The 17,368-nt window shown below is 36.8% G+C and carries 13 protein-coding genes; 5 read left to right on the top strand and 8 right to left on the bottom strand.

All coding sequences use genetic code 11. The features are described from left to right. Positions 1-127 precede the first annotated feature (127 nt). Positions 128-1,177, bottom strand: coding sequence for a M42 family metallopeptidase (locus WAX78_RS18165; protein ID WP_336483389.1), 1,050 nt, complete (start codon positions 1,175-1,177; stop codon positions 128-130). A 204-nt stretch (positions 1,178-1,381) separates the two neighbouring features. On the opposite strand from WAX78_RS18165, the gene WAX78_RS18160 reads away from it, so the two are divergent. The 3 genes from WAX78_RS18160 (at position 1,382) to WAX78_RS18150 (ending at position 3,497) form a co-directional block, all read left to right on the top strand. Further along, entirely contained in the window at positions 1,382-1,729 is a 348-nt protein-coding gene (locus WAX78_RS18160) for a PadR family transcriptional regulator (protein WP_336483388.1), read from the top strand. After that, the gene (locus WAX78_RS18155; RefSeq protein ID WP_336483386.1) at positions 1,716-2,711 is read left to right on the top strand and encodes an HAAS signaling domain-containing protein; all 996 of its coding nucleotides are present in this window, start codon (positions 1,716-1,718) and stop codon (positions 2,709-2,711) included. The genes WAX78_RS18160 and WAX78_RS18155 overlap by 14 nt, the downstream gene beginning before the upstream one ends. A 228-nt stretch (positions 2,712-2,939) precedes the next feature. After that, entirely contained in the window at positions 2,940-3,497 is a 558-nt protein-coding gene (locus WAX78_RS18150; protein WP_336483385.1) for a chloramphenicol phosphotransferase CPT family protein, read from the top strand. A gap of 248 nt (positions 3,498-3,745) precedes the next feature. Here the strand turns inward: WAX78_RS18150 and WAX78_RS18145 are convergent, their stop codons facing one another. The 3 genes from WAX78_RS18145 to WAX78_RS18135 all read right to left on the bottom strand — a co-directional run bounded on the left by WAX78_RS18145 (position 3,746) and on the right by WAX78_RS18135 (position 5,308). Beyond that, complete coding sequence (locus tag WAX78_RS18145) at positions 3,746-4,072, bottom strand: nucleoside triphosphate pyrophosphohydrolase (RefSeq protein WP_336483384.1); 327 nt, start codon at positions 4,070-4,072, stop codon at positions 3,746-3,748. A 24-nt stretch (positions 4,073-4,096) separates the two neighbouring features. Then, the gene (locus WAX78_RS18140; protein WP_336483383.1) at positions 4,097-4,432 is read right to left on the bottom strand and encodes a hypothetical protein; all 336 of its coding nucleotides are present in this window, start codon (positions 4,430-4,432) and stop codon (positions 4,097-4,099) included. 87 nt (positions 4,433-4,519) lie between these two features. Continuing rightward, on the bottom strand, positions 4,520-5,308 hold the full coding sequence (locus WAX78_RS18135) for an enoyl-CoA hydratase (RefSeq protein WP_336483382.1): 789 nt from the start codon (positions 5,306-5,308) through the stop codon (positions 4,520-4,522). Positions 5,309-5,677: 369 nt separating this feature from the next. Between WAX78_RS18135 and WAX78_RS18130 the strand changes: the two genes are divergently transcribed. After that, the gene (locus WAX78_RS18130) at positions 5,678-7,057 is read left to right on the top strand and encodes an O-antigen ligase family protein (protein WP_336483381.1); all 1,380 of its coding nucleotides are present in this window, start codon (positions 5,678-5,680) and stop codon (positions 7,055-7,057) included. Between the two features lie 533 nt (positions 7,058-7,590). Here WAX78_RS18130 and WAX78_RS18125 read toward each other — a convergent pair. Both WAX78_RS18125 and WAX78_RS18120 read right to left on the bottom strand, forming a co-directional pair. Beyond that, positions 7,591-10,086 (bottom strand): S-layer homology domain-containing protein, encoded by a 2,496-nt coding sequence (locus tag WAX78_RS18125; RefSeq protein ID WP_336483380.1) that lies wholly within the window; start codon positions 10,084-10,086, stop codon positions 7,591-7,593. A gap of 545 nt (positions 10,087-10,631) precedes the next feature. Continuing rightward, entirely contained in the window at positions 10,632-12,485 is a 1,854-nt protein-coding gene (locus WAX78_RS18120; protein WP_336483379.1) for an S-layer homology domain-containing protein, read from the bottom strand. Positions 12,486-12,820: 335 nt separating this feature from the next. Here WAX78_RS18120 and WAX78_RS18115 point away from each other — a divergent pair, with 335 nt between their 5' ends. Beyond that, a complete protein-coding gene (locus WAX78_RS18115; protein ID WP_336483378.1) occupies positions 12,821-14,263 on the top strand; it encodes an ArnT family glycosyltransferase in 1,443 nt (480 codons plus the stop codon). 46 nt (positions 14,264-14,309) lie between these two features. On the opposite strand, the gene csaB is transcribed toward WAX78_RS18115, so the two are convergent. Together csaB and WAX78_RS18105 are read right to left on the bottom strand one after the other, a co-directional pair. Then, complete coding sequence (csaB, locus tag WAX78_RS18110) at positions 14,310-15,395, bottom strand: polysaccharide pyruvyl transferase CsaB (RefSeq protein ID WP_336483377.1); 1,086 nt, start codon at positions 15,393-15,395, stop codon at positions 14,310-14,312. 123 nt (positions 15,396-15,518) lie between these two features. After that, positions 15,519-17,057, bottom strand: a complete 1,539-nt coding sequence (locus WAX78_RS18105) for a putative polysaccharide biosynthesis protein (RefSeq protein WP_336483486.1) — start codon at positions 17,055-17,057, stop codon at positions 15,519-15,521. Positions 17,058-17,368 lie beyond the last annotated feature (311 nt).

The following is a 17,368-nucleotide window of genomic DNA, read 5'->3' as shown; positions in this document are numbered from 1 at the left end:
CATGGCTAATTACTATTAGAAGGTCATATTTATCTCACTATCAAGTTAAAACTCTATCAGTTCCACATTATTCCTCATACAAAAAAGCTAATCTATATTACAGATTAGCCTTTCTATCAATGCCTTATTATTCTTCTACTAGACTCGATTGTACATACGCATAAATAAGTGCTTCTGTATGCGCAATCGACGTTTCATGCGTACGCTCATAAGCATGTGACGCATCAATTCCAGGACCAATTAATCCGTGTTTCACATCTGCTCCGGCACGAATTGCGGCAGATGCATCAGAAGCGTAGAATGGATAGATATCTACTTTATATTCAATGTTATTTGCTTTCGCAAGTTCGACTAAATGTTTACGCATTACGTAATGATACGGACCGCTTCCGTCTTTCGCACAGATCGATACTGTGTATTCATCTGATGCTTGTCCATCACCAAGTGCTCCCATGTCAACCGCAAGGTATTCTACTGTTTCTTCTGGGATGTTGGAGTTACCGCCATAACCAATTTCTTCATTGTTAGAGATTAAGAAATGCGTTGTATATGGCAGTGTAATCTTTTGGTCTTGTAATCTTTTAATCAATTGAAGTAAAATAGCAACACTTGCTTTATCATCTAGGTGACGAGATTTAATGTAGCCGCTATCTGTCATTTGAACGCGCGGATCGAATGAGACAAAGTCGCCTACTTCAATGCCTAGTTCACGTACTTCTTCCGGTGAAGATACACGCTCGTCGATACGCACTTCAATGTTTTGTTCGTCACGTTTTGCTTCTCCAGCATTTTTGTATACGTGTACAGACGTTTGATGAATTAAAATTGTGCCAGTATACGTTTTACCGCTTGCTGTTTCGATTTCGCAATATTCCCCTTCTACCGCATTCCAGCGAAATCCGCCAATCATTGATAGTCGCAAACGTCCGTCTGCTTTAATTTCTTTTACCATTGCGCCTAACGTATCAACGTGAGCAGTGAGTAGACGGTGCTTTGTGTCATCTTCCCCTTTTAACGTTATAATAAGACCGCCCTTATTGTTGCGCTTCGTCTCTACATTCCACTCTTTTACATAGTCCTCAATAAAACGAATAATTGTGTTTGTATTTCCAGATGGGCTTGGGATTGAAACGAGTTGTTTAATAAGCTCCATTGTGTCTTTTGCGTTATGTATCATATGTTTTTCTCCTCTCTTTTATCTCCCTAATATTCAGTATAATGGAAAAAACGTGAAATAGAAATAAAGTGAGGCTTCCATTGTAGACTTCAAAAAGATTAGTCAAATTTTATGTCAAATAATGTTGTAACAATAATACTGTATGATGCATAGCATAAATTATATACTGTATGACATATAGTAAATGAAAAGTGAGGTGGGTGAATGAGTACGTTATTGAATTCATTAACGACAGAGCTTAGGAGGGGAACGTTGACATTGGCCGTTTTAAGTCAATTACGAACACCCCAGTATGGATATTCACTTGTTCAGTTATTGGAGGAATCGGGCATTACCATTGAACAAAGTACCTTATATCCATTGCTTCGCCGATTAGAAAAACAGGAGTTAGTGACGAGTAGTTGGGATACATCTGAGAGTAGACCCCGTAAGTTTTATGTTTTAAGTGAATATGGGTTAGAGATCTTTTCGCAGTTAAAAAGGGAATGGCTTAAAAATTCGAAAGAGCTCTATAGCTTATTAAAAAGGGAGGAAGACGATGAATCTGATTGATATTTATATACAAGAAGTTACTCGGAGGCTGCCTGAAAAAAATCGTGAGGATATTGCTCTAGAGTTACGGTCAACCATAGAGGATATGCTGCCTGATGATTACAGTGAAGAAGATGTAAAGGCGGTTCTTGAAAAATTGGGGAATCCGGTCACAATGGCTAATGGTTATCGAGATTGGCCAATGCACTTAATTGGTCAACGCTATTTTGATGTATATGTGACACTACTAAAAATGATTTTACCGATTGCCGCTGTCATTTCGTTAATCTCGGTGATTGCCACATATTTTATTGGATATAGTGGAGAACAAGCGGTTATAAGTATTGTTTTTAGTCTTATAGGCAAAGGAATAGGGAGCATCATTGAAGTAGGGATCCACGTATTCTTTTGGCTAACACTTGTGTTTGCTATTGTAGAAAGAGCAGATAAAGGAAGAGATGATGAGCCATTAACAGCAAGCTTTAAAAAATGGACACCTGATGATTTAAAAAATACCCCTATTCCTAAGAAAAAAGTGATTACGAAGGGCGAAGTATTTGTAAGTTTCATGTGGACTGCGATTTGGTCAACTTTTTATTTTTATGCGAATTATCTTGTAGGTGTATATGAACGCGGTAAAGACGGACTTGAATTCGTGACCCCAACTTTTAATCAGGACGTTTTACTTGGATATTGGCCAATCGTTCTTGTTGTAATTGGTCTCGAAATAGCATTAGCTCTTTATAAATTATTAAAGGGGCAGTGGACAAAAGGAATAGCAATTTGTAATACTGCACTCCAGCTTATCGCAACCATTGTATTCATTATTATAGTAACAAATCCGAATGTGATAACCCAAGATTTTATTACGTATATGACTAATGTATTTAACATAACAGCTAATCAATTTGAAACATGGATAGTTGGCGGTGGAATTTTCATCTTTATTTTATTTGCAGCAATCAGTGTATTTGATGGCTTCCGTAAGGCTAGAATTCGTTAATATATTAGTTTATTAAACTACCATTACGTACTTTAAGATCGGAATAATCATGTTACAGTTGTATCTTTGAAATAAAGTTGAACCGTTTTTATAGTTAAGTAAGAAATTGTCGAGTAATAATAGAGTTGTTCCGTTAAAGGGCCATATTCTGGAATAACTCTTGTGAAAGTGATGGTATTTTGACATAACTGTTATTAAATTTAAAGGACAGCATATCGACTTAAGCTTATGTTCCAAAAGGAGGTTAAAGGTATGGTAGACGTAATTATTCTGAATGGTGGATCAAGTTCCGGGAAAACCACTATCGCAAAATGTCTTCAAAATTCATTGCCAACGTCATGGTTAAGGTTCAGTATCGACGATTTAATCGACGCCATGCCCGATGCAATGATGGAAGCAGACAGTGGAATTACATTCGGTGACGATGGGTCTGTCAGTCCAGGTACGGAATTTCGCACATTAGAATCTGCATGGATGCACGGTATTGGCGAGATGATCCGTAGAGGAGCCCGAGTGATTATCGACGATGTCTTCATTAGCGGAGTAGATTCTTGTAATCGTTGGAAAGCTGCTTTGGAAGGGTTGCAAGTGCTATGGGTTGGTGTTTTCTGTGACCCTATTGTGGCGTCCGTTCGTGAGAGGGAACGAGCAGACCGCGTTGCAGGAATGGCAGTTTCACAAGCGACTTCGGTTCACGTTGGCATACATTATAACATCAAAGTCGACACAACAAAGACATCGCCAGAAGAATGCGCCCGAATTATCTGGCAAAAAATTACCCCATGAGAACCTACGAGGTGTTTTAAGCAAACGGGGACATTTCTGCAATATCTCTCAATCACAGATGTACAGAACGGTCTTCCGCAATCTGGCGCTTTAATTGAAGAAAAGGACTTTGATAATTTATAAATTATCAAACTTCATTTAAAAGCTGCGTCCATCAGTAGGTTTCCCACCTATCTTCCTCACAATTTAAGATTGTGGTCTTACTACCGACGAATAGATAGAAGGCATCGCATGTACTGCGATGCCTTCTACTCTTCACTCACTTCTACTAAATATACACCTTTTTCAAATCCGCCGCGCTCTGCTTCTTTTTCTTTGCGAATGCACTCAACATCCTCTAACGTTACACCTTCCGCTTGTGCCATTGCTTTAATAACCTCTAATGCATCCGCTAAAGAATCTAATGCATGCTCACGGTCCTGCACGGACGCAAATTCACGCATTTCTTCTATTCCGATTTTCGATAATTCTTGTATGTATTCTTGTTTACTTAACTTTTTCGATGTATATGTTTTGCCAGACATTAAAATCATTTCTGGTACACGGTCGCGTACGACTTTATTATAAATTGACATGGTAACACCTCCATTTTCTTCTACTTAAAAACAACCTAACTCTGCATAGTATAGAAACCAAAGCTTTCTTACACAAGCTGCCTGCATATCAATGCCAGATGAAGCGTGGCGTATTTCTGGAAAACGATAATTTTCATATTCCTTCTCCGGTACACCGTATACAGAACGGAGATGATCTGGCACAACTCCATCATACCTGTCTCGCATTTTCTCAATCTCACTATGCATAGCTGCTTTCGGATTTCCAGACAGGAACATCGCTGTTCGAATCGCTGCAGTTGGTGTACGATGTAACAGCACATATACAAATAACAATGCAACGATAATGATCATAGTCATTCGTTTTTGTTTCAAACTCATCCATTTCTCCTTCTACCATTCAATAAAAAAGTGCTAACACCATTATACTAAAAAAATGTGTTAACACTTTCCGATTTTGTAAAACTTTTATTCTCCTTTAAACACTGGTGGACGTTTCTCTAAAAATGCTGTAATTCCCTCTTTGTGATCCGCTGTTTTTCTCATTACATATTGGCCGCGTTTTTCAAGCTGAAGTGTTTGTTCTAATGCAGGGCGGTTCACTTCGGCTAAAATTTGCTTCGTTTGAATCATTGCACCAATTGGTTTTTGCAGCCATTCATTGATTTTTTGTTTTACAGCATCTTGGAAATTCTCACCGATTACTTCATCAATCATGCCGATTTCAAGTGCTTCGCTTGCTGATAGTTTCTTCCCTTCCCAGATGATTTCTTTCGCTCCATGCTCTCCTAGACGCTTTTGTAAGAAGAAATGGCCACCGCCATCTGGAATTAAAGCGATTCCAATAAAATTCATCGCAATAATGGATGAAATATCAGCCATTACGTAATCAGCTGTTAACGCAATGCTCAGTCCAAGTCCTGCCGTTGGGCCATGAATTGCACTAATCACAAGCTTTGGCATTGTATAAAGCGTCACAACAATTTCCGAAATGGTATTCATAATTCCTTCAAAAGCACTTTCGTCACCACTTGCTAACATCGACTTAATATCGCCGCCCGCAGAAAAACCGCGGCCGTTTCCGCATAGCACAACGATGTGCACAGAGCTTTCAGCCACTTCTTTTAGCTTTTGTAATAACTCCTTTAGCGTCTGCTCATCTAACGCATTTAACACCTCTGGACGATTTAACATAATCGTCGCAATTCTTCCTTCATATTGTACAATTACTGATTCCGCTTTGCTTGAAACTGTCATAAACCCTCTCTCCTTCTCTAATCTGTTATACTTATATAATTACAGAAAGAGATTTCAAAAACCTTCTTTTTTCTTAATTTTCCGTCAAATTAATCCTACATTCGCAGACAATAAGCCCCCGAACTTCATTTTTTCTCAAATAGCGATACTATATAATAGAAGAAACAGATCTTATGACAAGAAACAAGCTATTTGAGAGATAAAATGTAACACATACCTCCCCAAAGCTGATTCATTGTGCCACCTAATAAGCACCCTCTCCCGTTCAGTCATTTACCATTACTTGAAAATAGTGTATTCTTATGTTTGGTATGTAAAACAAATAAACAATTAAACAAATTCATTTTTTCTACAATGAGGGAGGATAAAATGAGCAAGAAGTTTACACAAAAGGAACATTACTTCGAGTATTTCCTTTTACTATTCATTGCATTGCAACCCGTCTTAGATTTAATAACATCTTTATCAATTAATATGCTGCATATGAGTGCAACGCTTGGTGTTGTAGTACGTTTTGCTGTTATGGCTCTCGTACTGATTTATCTGTTCATCCATTGGAAGCAGCCTAATAATAAAAAGTACCTCGTATATGTATGTTTATTAGGTGTTACACTTGGGGCAGGATTCCTAAATAATATGCTTGTTAAACATCCATTTGCGCTCGGAGAAGAAGTTAAGTTTATTGCGAAATGTATGTATCCAATCGTTATGTTGTTCGGATATATTCTTGTCTTTCAAACGTTACGGGACAAGCAGCATGTATATCATAAAATGTTAAGATATTTCTTATATGCAGTATTGTTCATGAGTATCGTTATGGTCGTTTCCATCGCAACTGGAACAGACTATAAAAGCTACCCTTGGGGGAAACTTGGCTCTAAAGGATGGTTTTATGCTGCAAATGAACTAAGTGCAATCTTAGCCATTACATTACCAGTCGTTGTGCTTTATTCGGTTCATAAAACAACTTCTTTTGCGAAAGCATACTACTGGGTTCCATCAATGCTTGCATTGTACGCTAGTATGATGGTTGGAACAAAAGTTGGATACGGCGCAATTATCCTGACATTAGGAGTTGCACTAGTCTTCTCGTTTATCGAGCACATGATGAATCGAAAAGAAGTAACAAAAGGCACAAAACCACTCGTAAATACAATCATATCCCTTGTCATGCTAGGAGGAGTTTTTGCCATAACACCGATGACTCCAATCGCTAAAAACATGGGCATTCACTTACAAATGTATGCATATAAAAAAGAAATAAGTGATGAAAAAGCAAGAAAAGAAGGCAAAACCGTTAAAGAAGAAAAAGCAAAAAAAGGCGAATTAACACAGGACGAAGTAAACAGCTTAATTTATAGCGACCGTGATAAATTCCTAAAAGTGCATAAACAGTACTTTAAAGAAGCACCAATGTCTCAAAAACTTCTAGGAATGGGTTACGCAAGTAACTATAAAAAAACACCGAAAATGGTAGAAATGGACTTCTATGATCTATTCTTCTCGTTTGGAATCATCGGGTTCATCATGTATCTACTGCCATTTGCTTACTTCGGTATCCGACTTGCCATTCGTGTTTTCACGAACTTCAAGTCTATCCTAACTACAAAATACATGCTACTCGCTAGCGCATTAGTACTCGCACTCGGCATCGCATACACAGCTGGGCACGTATTTACTGCACCTGCTGTAAGTATTTTCTTTGTTGTCGTATTGGCGTACTTGATTGTTGATTTAGAGGCGGAATAACATAATAAAAACCCTGAGACGAACATTTTGTCTCAGGGTTTTTTACATTTTAATCAACTTTACATATATTACTTCTATATAAAATACACTTCCATTTAATCTCCACTATTTTAAATTCAACATGAAAGTCACTGTATTTATTATTTCCAAATGCATTGAACAGAAAACAAAAAGCAATTGTAACGTGCTGATCATCCAAAACGAGTAACTCGAAGCTGAAGAACAATATAAAGTGAAACTTCCATCAGTGGAGAGTTTTTTCATCTCCCCCGTCTTCTTCCCTTCTCTCTAAATCTTGATGTGGGGGTCTTACTGCCCGTTAATGCAGGATAAACAACCATATTATGATAGTTTTACATTACACCCCTAGAATCATCATATTCTATATACCAGGGCACATTGTTCCTATCTTAACAAGACATGCATATTGATAACAAATTTCAAATCACAGCTGACACATTCAAAAAAAAATAAGCCTATGAAAATCATAGGCTTATTTTATATCCAATAGATTAATTTATAGAAACAATCTATTACTTAAGGATTTTTGCAACGTTTAAGCTGTCAATAGCAGCAAGTTTGTTGCCATTTGTATCTTTAACTTCAAAGTCTTTAGCAGTTTTAACAGTAATTGTTTTTGCAAGTTCTTTACTTGTTAATGCACGATCAAATTTGAAAGTGAATGTTTTATTGCTAGCATCAGCAACTGGCTCACCAACTTTAATTGGGTTTTCAGTTAAAGATGTAACATTTGTTCCATCAACAAGAACATTGAAGTCTGCAGCAGCAACAGTACTTGGATCAACAGCTTCACTGAAAGTTAATACAACATCTTGACCATTAACAAGTTCAGCTTTTGCTACTTTTGGAGCTACGTTTTCAGTAAGTGCTACTACAGAAGAAGCATCTTTTTGAAGTTTTGCTTCTACAGATTTAGATTTATCTTTAACACCGTTAACAGATACTGCATATTTACCAGAAGCTTCTACTGAACCTTCTTTTAATGTAAGTTGTACTGCAGCTCCACTAGCACCATTTTGAGTTAATACTGCTTTTTCTACTTGTGCACCTTCTACAGCATAGTTAGCAGCATTAGTAGCTGAAGCGCCATCAACTTCACCGTCAAAGTTAACAGTTACTACGTTCTTATCAGCTGCTACTGTGTAAGAAAGTTTAGACTCTTGTTTTACCTCACCAACGTTAAATGTAACAGATTTCTCTTTGCTAGCATTTGGTGTTTTAGCAGCGTCTTTAACAAAACCTGCATCTAACTTAAGTGTCCAAGTTCCTGTAGCTACACCAGTTAAATCGATTTTAACAACTTTTTTATCTTTTCTTTCAGCTGTATCTAATTTACCAGCGAAGCTAGCTGCGTTGTTTGTTACATAGTTGTTAACAAGAGTACCAGTTGTTGGAACAGTACCTTCTACATTAACATCTTCATTATAAGTTACTACAAGGTATTGTACATCTTTGTCATTAACTTTTTCAGTTACTACTTCATATTTGCTTACTTCTGGAGCAGCTGTATCTACTGTTACAACTAATTGTTTTACATAGTCTTTTTCTAAAGCAATACCGAATTTATCTTTAACGCCAGCGTTAACCTTAACTGTATTAACACCATCATTTAAGTTAGCTGTTACATAAGCAACTTTTTTGTTGTCTTTATCTAACTCAACTTTAGTTGGTGCATTACCGTTTACAGAAACATCAGCAGGTGTTAAAGCTGCAAACTCTTTAGAGAATGTAACTTTTAATTGTGTATCAGAAATCGCTTCTACGCCAGATACTACTGGTTTAGTTTTGTCAATTTCTTGTTTTTTCACAGTTGCTTTTACTGGGTTTGGAGAAATTAAGTTACCAGCAAAGTCAGTTGCGCCAACTACTGTTACAGCAACTTCTGCATTTTCATCAACATTTGTTAAGTCGATAGTTACATAGTTTTGACCTTCTTTAAAGTCAGCTGTTTTAGCAACTGCTTTATCATTGCTTACTGTAACATCGCCTAAAGTTTTAAGAGGCTCAGAGAAAACAACTTTTGCAGTGTTTGCATCTACATATTCAACGCCTTTAACTTCTGGACGAACTGTATCTTTGTAAGTTAATACTTGAGTGTGTTTAGCTGTTTTAACTTTAGCGTCAGCTTTAGTTTCAACTGGGTTCACAACTAATACAGCATCTTCAATACCGTGAACTTTATCAAAAGTTACGACTACAGTTTTGTTGTCACTAGCAACTTTAACGTCTGTAGCTTGTGTACCATTTAAAGTGAATAATTTTAATGCTTCAGCTTTCTTAGCATCAGTTGTATCGATATTGATTTCTGTACCGAACTTAACTTCTACTTCTTTACCGTTAAGAGGAGTTACAGAAACAACTTTAGCTTCTGGTTTTTTGTAGTTCATTGCATTGTAAATGAATTGAGCAGCTTGCTCACGAGTTACAACACCGTTTGGATCGAATGTAGTATCGCTTGAACCTTTTACGATGTTTAAGCTAGCAAGAGTTTCGATAGAAGACTTCGCAGTAGCCCAACCTAAATTGTCGATGTCATTGAAAGTTTTTTTGTTGTTTTCGTCAGCTTTGAAGCCGTATGCGTTCACAAGGATTTGTGCCATTTGTGCACGAGTTAATTTACCGTCTGGGTTGAAGTTACCGTTACCAACGCCGCCCATGATACCATGCTTTTCAGCGATTCCGATGTATTTTGCATAAATGTTGTCTGCAGATACATCAGAGAAAGATGGTGTAGCTGTTTCGTTTTCAAAGCCCATTGCTTTTACCATGAAAGTCGCAACTTGAGCACGAGTAGTTTCTTGACCAAATCCGAATAGGTTTCCGCCGATACCTTTAATGATACCTTTTGCAGCCATGTCGTTGATCGCTTTTTCAGACCAGTGACCAGCTGGAACGTCCGTGAATGTGTTTTCTGCAGCAGATGCAGCAACTGGAGCTACTACGCCCGCTACCATTGCAGCTGTCATTGTACCAGCAACTAATTTGTTGAAAGATTTGTTTTTTGCCATTTTATCTATTTCCTCCTTGAGAAATATAATACTAGCTTCGGAAATATGTATTTGGGAAACTAGTGAAATACCTAAATAAGTATTAAAGCTATAAGTATTTAATTGGTAAAAAATAATTAAATTGTTAACAAATTACTAACCTGTTAACAAATAACTGATTTACCAATTTATTAAACCATGTACATAATACGCCATTTTTTCCTTTTTTTAAAGAATTTTATATCGCAAAATTCGACAAAGAAAATGGTCACCTATTAAGCATTCCTTCCCTGTTTTTTCATTCAGGTCAGCAACAATGCGCCCCCGCACTATAACAGTGCAATAACGGTATAATAGGTATTTCATATATATGTAACAATTAATATACGAATAATATTATAACATAAAATATAAATACGCAAACTATTTTTTTATTGCGAAACACCCTCATATCTCGACATCATTCGACAATTATTGTTATCGTTTTTCGACAAAAAGGAACTTTTCTTGTCGAAAGGTTTTAGAAAAACAGGTAGTTTCTCAATAGATTCTACCTGTTTCTTCAATTACTGATTCACGTATTCGGCATTTTCTTTCGCAATATACCCTTCGCCTACAGTTGGATCATCTGACACAACCTTCAACCAAGCTTGTCCATTGATCGTTTCTTCACCTGTAACTGTTACAATTGTATCGTTACCTACGTGATACAGCTTTCCGTTCGCTTTGTTTGTCACATCTGTACCGTTTGTAATACGAGCAAGTTTGTACTTGTTATAATCTTTTTTACCTAAGTACGTATCAAATCGGAACATATGCCCCGCTACTTTTTCTCCCCAATATGGGTCTGATGCGTACTTCATATTTACACCGCCAGCTTTGTTGCCCGTGTAAGTTGCTGTGTAACGCCAATGTCCTGGATTTAAATATCCTTCATTCATGTACACTTTCGCTGCATGTTCAATGCAGTCTTCTTTACTATTAAACGTGTCACCGTTCCCGAATGGGCTATCGTCAGTCGCATTTAGTCCAAATAAATTGTTCTTTTCTTTCGCAAGCTTACTTGTTCCATACTCACTTTCATGAACGGCTAGTGCGTATAAGAAGAGCGCATTCACGTTATACTTACTTTCTACTTCTTTAAATTTCTTACCTAAACCGATTAATGGTGAATTAGGCTGGCGCCATTTAATATAGTTATCTAGTTCTTCTGCTGTATAGTTTGTTTTTGTTCGTAACGATACGTAGTTAAAATATTGATAGAACGTTTCGTTTCCAAATGTTTTCCCGTCTACGCTATACACTTTTTGTTCCGGCTGCATAAATGAAGGTGCTTTTCCGTATCTATATTCCGTATAGCTCGGTGAACCAGAAGCGAAGTTATAGTATTTATGATATAAATAGCCGTCTTCTGCCTTTACATAATAATAAGACTCTTTCATTTGGTTCGTAGGAATTAACGTGACTTCATCCTTTTTCACGTAATAACCGTTCAAATCAGAAAGTTGAACTTTCACGCGGTCTCCCTCAACGCCTAACACTTTCATTTCCGTACCATATTGCACGTACGTTACGACCTTTTGTAAATCTTCACCATATATATTGATTGTATTTCCGCTTGTTTTCTTCGCAACTGCATAGCCATCTTTAATCCAAATAAATTGACCGTTATATTTCACCGCATTCACACCTTGACTTTGTGCGCCTGCCACTGCTTCTTCATAAGATGAATAGCGCCCTATTTCTTGCTCTTTTCCATCTACTTTCACATTTGTAATGACATATGGCTTCGTTTCAATCGGAGTTGTTGGTCCATTATTGTCAATCGTTTGAAGCATACCGCTAAGGAAAGCTGCTGCTGTTCCCCTTGTTGCTGGAAGCTTCGGACGGAAAGTATGATCTTCATATCCTTTAATAATCCCTGCTCCAACGACAAATTGAACATATGTTGGATACGCAATGTCATCCTTATCAACAAATGTTAGCTCTGGTAATGATACAGTAATATTTTTATACACTAATGCATTTCGCACCATAATAGCCATTTCTTCACGTGTTATCTTATCATCTGGACCAAACTGATTGTTTCCGCGTCCTGAAATAATCTTTGCCCCAGCAGCCTTGCTGACACCATCATATAAAACATAAGATGATGGAACATCTGTGAAGTTTGAATCTGCTTTAGGAAGCTGCAATGCTTTCGCTATTAAAGTAGCAAATTCTGCTCTTGTTATATTATTATCAGGTAAATATGTATTATTCCCATATCCTGACATAATCCCTCGATCAATTAACACCCGCATTTGCTTCTCGAATATATGACCTGTTATATCATCAGTCGCTGCATAGCTTGCTGCAGGACTCAAAAGTAAAGACCCCGTTAACATAAACGCCGTAACACCCTTTGAAAGTCGTTTCACCGGTATCCCCCTAAAATTTATTTATAATAGTTTACTAGTTTCAAACCGATTATAACCTACATATATTGCTAAAATAAACAAAAACTAGAATAATGTGTAGAATTTTACCATACTTACTCTATTTATACTCAAAAAACAGCACTAAAATCAATATATTTTTATAAAAAAATAAACTAATTAAAATTATATAACTATAACTCTATCTCTTTTGTACACGAGGTAAAACTCCATGCTATAATTATAAGGTTGTACATAGTAGAAAAATTTCGAACAATTAACAATACTATCTTTACTGTTTTACAACAGTTCACACATATTATGACGGAGGATAAACAGTGACTAGATTATATACATTTTCATCTCAATCACTACGCGTACTCGCATTATTATTTTTTATCATCACATTACTGTATTCACTCCAATCGGCAGTGACTACACCTGAGTATTCTCCCTTTATGCTACTCGGATTAATTCCTGGCATAATCGGTGTTCTTATTATTTCGTGGTGGATGAATCGATATTTAACAAAGAAGCAAACTATCATATTTTTAAGTTTGCTAGCATTTAGTTTACGGCTCGTTTGGGTGTTAATGATACATACGGACGTCATACAAGATTTCGAAAAGATGTATCTTGGTGCAGTCGATGTCGCCAATGGGGATTTTCAGTTTGCAGATAAACCATATTTTACAACTTGGGTATATCAATTAGGATTTACGATGTATCAAGCTGGCGTATTAAAGATCTTCGGAGAAGGTACATTTGCACTTAAACTTCTTAATATTATATATTGCACTGGGATTACCCTTTTTACATACCGCATTGCTGCACGTCTTTTTAACGAGTACTGCGGTAGAATCGCTGGTTTAATCTTTGCGGTTTACGTGCCAAACATTCTAATGTGTTCCGTATTAACGAATGAACATTTTTCAACTTTTCTTTTTTATGCAGGGTTTTATGTTCTTATAAAAAAAGGAATTTCTCATGCGTATGCATGGATATTTGTTGGTATTTTGCTTTCTCTTGGAGACATTATGAGGCCGCTTGGCAGTGTCGTTCTGCTTGCATTAGCAATTTTCTTATGTATCGTTTACATATTCGGGAATGAAAACGTAAAAAAAGCAATGGTCTTCAAAAAACTAATCGGAATCATTGGTGTTTTTTATATCGTCCATTATGTATGTAGCTATTCATTAATTGCAGCTGGAATTACACAATATCCATTATCAAACCGCGATCCATATTGGAAATTTGTACTTGGATTCAACCATACAACAACGGGACAATTTTCTGTTCCTGATTATAAACTTGTGAATCAATATGAAGTCGGTGAAGAACGTTTCGATATCGAAAAAAACCTTATAAAAGAACGAACTGCAGATAAAAAGCAATTACTCGTTTTATTTAAAGATAAATTTAAAGTGATGTGGGGAAGCTATGATGCCGCTCCGTATTGGAGTTTAGAAGGCTATGAGAAACCAGGGCTGCAAAAGCTGTTATGGATTGTAGAAAAATTAATGTACATTACCATTAGTATATTTGCAATTATATCTTTAGTTAGCATGATAAAAGGGAATACGAAAAAAGAGCACTTATTCTTTTTACTGCTTATTCTCGGTTATGCAGCTGTTCACATACTTATCGAAATACAAACGCGCTATCGTTCCTTTATTATTCCAAGCTTCGTTATCATACAAAGCTACGGTATGTATGTTGTTACACAATATGTAACAACGAAAATTCCATTCTTTAAAGCAAATAAAAGAGAACAAACTTGAGGCTATCATCATAGCCTCTTTTTGCTTACAAAAAAAAGAAAGCAGCCTACTTTTTCTGACTACTTTCTTTTAAATGCTGAATAATTTGTCCCGATGCTTCCGAAATTTTCATTCGTAATTCATCTACTCGCTGTCCTAATGTATGCCGGACATCCTCTTGTCCATCAAGTTGCTTTTTTGCCATGTTATATAACGCTTCCGCATTCCAGTCTCCATCAACACTGCCGATAATCGGCTGATTCACTTGTCGTAAGAATGAATCAATCTTCGGATCATACGAAATACCAACCATTGGTGTATTTGCAACAGCTGAGAAAATAAGTGCATGAAGACGCATTCCAATTAAAAGAGAACACTGTGATAAAATAAACATTTTCTCATCAATATCCATTTTATATGGAAGCATATGTGCTTCTTCTCCCATTAAGTTAATCACATCTCGTGATGCCTGTTGATCGTATGGACCATGCATCGGTACAAACAGAATATGATAACCCTCTTGCTTTAATTTCTTTAGCGCTTCAGCTAGTTTTTTCTTATAATCTTCTTTTGCATCCCAATCACGTACGCTAACGGCAATGACATTACCATGCAAGGAATGCTGCTGTAACCAATCTGATTTCTTTTCAGGTTTGCAAGCTAATACTGGATCCGGGACAAGTGCGATATCTTTCTTCATCCCGATTTCTTTTAAGTATAAGAATGAATCTTCATCACGCACAGATACATATGCAGCTCTTGATACGTGCCATTTCACTAATAAGCGATTATGCTTTTTTGTAATCGGACCAATTCCCTGTGCGTAAATGTAATACGGCTTCTTTAATAAACGTGCAATACGCATAATCGCCGTATAATACAAAATACTTTTCACACTCGTTTTATCTTGAAGAAGGCTGCCGCCCCCGCTAATAAGTCCGTCACTTTTTTTAATTGCTCCATAAATTGCTTTTATATTCCAACGGTTTACTGCTTCTACACCGTACATTTTCTGCGTATAATCAGGGTCATTTGAAAGTACAATGAGCTCGATATTCGGATGTTCCTCCTGCAATGCTTGAATAATTGATTGCAAAATCGCTTCGTCCCCAACGTTATAAAAACCATAATATCCTGATAAAACTAACCGCACTCTTAATCTCCTCCAACATTTCGCAATCAACTATTTTTGTACCCAGCCACGCTGTTATACAGTCCCTATTCTAAAGGGATTCATAATGAAAATAAATATTGAATTTATATCTTTACAATTCTATTATCGTATCCACTTTCGAAGTAAAGGAATCTTTTTGGCATCTTCTTTTGCAATCCACTGTAGTTTTATAGCACAAACTATATATACCAAAGAAGCAAGCCCCATCGCCGCGCAGCTATATAGCAATGCGATAAAGCGAGAACTTGTTACATCTATTATAGTCGTTACACTATACATACCTATACCAAGTACACAAGAAACAACAAGAATTGATACATATTCTCCTATCCTTATCCCGTACGAAATATGCTTTCGGATGCAAATATCATTCATAATAAAAATAAGTATATAAATAAGCAGTGTACTATACGCCGCTCCTTCTATGCCAAACTTAGCAACTAGCACAACATTCAATAATGCCTTAACAAGGCTGGCTCCAATTACAATCCACGCTGCTTGCATGGAACGATTAATTCCTTGCAAAATCCCTATTGATAATAACACAAAAGAAGTAAAATACGAACTGCCAACAATGACCGCTAACATGCTGCTTCCTTTAGCATCTGTAAATAAACCGACATTTAATGGAATTGTTAACGCGATAAGCCATATCGTCATTGGCGTTGTAAGTAAATGAGCTAACTTATATGTTCGCTGCACCATGTCACGCGCAGCTCCTCTATCATTTTTTGCTAAAGCAGTTGTTAACAACGGGATTAGTGGGAATACAATTGCACTTGCAAATACAACAATTAATTGTGTAAATGCACTTCCCCTACTATAAATTCCAAATTGCTCTTGTATCATTGACGCTGTTCCTTGCATGACATGCGGAATTGTCACAGAATCGATTAAGCCTAGAAGCGGCATCGACAATGCACCAATTGCAATTGGAATCGATACGCGTAAGATCTTCTTTCCATCCTTTTTCAAATCTGCAAATGAATAGGATGTTACCTTATAACAGTGTGCACTTTTTACATACGTCCAGCGTAAATACACAAGCGAGCTGATCACACCAATACATGAACCAATCATTGCTCCGCCTGCTATTACACTACTGCTTTTTTGCGAGAGTACGAACATGTATGCAATCGTCAGCATGAATAATACCCGAACAAACTGTTCAATTACTTGTGATACACCTGTTGGCATCATATCACCAAATCCTTGGAAGTAACCGCGATATACTGCCATATACGGTGCAAATAAAAGCGCAAATGATACAACAAGAAGAGGAAATCTTGTCTCTTGTCCACCTAACATCGCTGCAATTGGCTCTGACCATATAACAATTGCAAGAAATCCAACTGTTCCAAAAAGGGCTCCTAATATAGAAGCAGACGTAAATAGCTTCGCAATGCCTTCTTTATCACCAGTTGTTTGAAGCTCCGCAATTAACTTTGATATCGCAAGAGGAATGCCTGCTACAGATAAAGTTAAAGCTAACATATACACCGGAAACACAAGGCGGAAAATACCAAGTACCTCATCCCCAGCAATATTTTGGAGCGGAATTTGAAAGAAGCTTCCTAGCAACTTCGATAAAAATGTTGTAATTGTTAAAATCGCTGCTCCTTTAACTAACGTTTTACTCATGTTTTTCTTCTCTTTTCTTTCTACATCTCTATTACACAGTTCAGCAGCACGAACATACACTGCCATTTCCATTCTATCGTATATATAAAAGGTACTTTTCATACATGTACTTTCCTAACTGTACATGTTTACTATCAGTTCTACTAAATTCGACATGATTTGCCTCATTCAATTATCATATCAAATTTCTCCTACATTGAATACTCTTTCCTACTATTTGTAAAGTGAACATTGCCCTACAGAAAATCGCCATACAGAGCCTCCCTTCATCATGAAATTGTTTATAGGTAAGTATTTTAAACGCAATTAAA

The organism is Bacillus yunxiaonensis, from assembly GCF_037104695.1.
In the GTDB taxonomy this organism is placed as follows: Bacteria; Bacillota; Bacilli; order Bacillales; family Bacillaceae_G; genus Bacillus_A; species Bacillus_A yunxiaonensis.
Note: the sequence above shows the minus strand (reverse complement) of the source record. Positions and strands in the feature narration are given on the sequence as shown.

Coding starts and splice junctions, on each gene's coding strand:
- WAX78_RS18150 (WP_336483385.1), top strand. CDS start 2,940: ATGTTCCAAAAGGAGGTTAAAGGTATGGTAGACGTAATTATTCTGAAT.
- WAX78_RS18125 (WP_336483380.1), bottom strand. CDS start 10,086: ATGGCAAAAAACAAATCTTTCAACAAATTAGTTGCTGGTACAATGACA.
- WAX78_RS18105 (WP_336483486.1), bottom strand. CDS start 17,057: ATGAGTAAAACGTTAGTTAAAGGAGCAGCGATTTTAACAATTACAACA.
- WAX78_RS18140 (WP_336483383.1), bottom strand. CDS start 4,432: ATGAGTTTGAAACAAAAACGAATGACTATGATCATTATCGTTGCATTG.
- WAX78_RS18145 (WP_336483384.1), bottom strand. CDS start 4,072: ATGTCAATTTATAATAAAGTCGTACGCGACCGTGTACCAGAAATGATT.
- WAX78_RS18165 (WP_336483389.1), bottom strand. CDS start 1,177: ATGATACATAACGCAAAAGACACAATGGAGCTTATTAAACAACTCGTT.
- WAX78_RS18160 (WP_336483388.1), top strand. CDS start 1,382: ATGAGTACGTTATTGAATTCATTAACGACAGAGCTTAGGAGGGGAACG.
- WAX78_RS18130 (WP_336483381.1), top strand. CDS start 5,678: ATGAGCAAGAAGTTTACACAAAAGGAACATTACTTCGAGTATTTCCTT.
- WAX78_RS18155 (WP_336483386.1), top strand. CDS start 1,716: ATGAATCTGATTGATATTTATATACAAGAAGTTACTCGGAGGCTGCCT.
- WAX78_RS18135 (WP_336483382.1), bottom strand. CDS start 5,308: ATGACAGTTTCAAGCAAAGCGGAATCAGTAATTGTACAATATGAAGGA.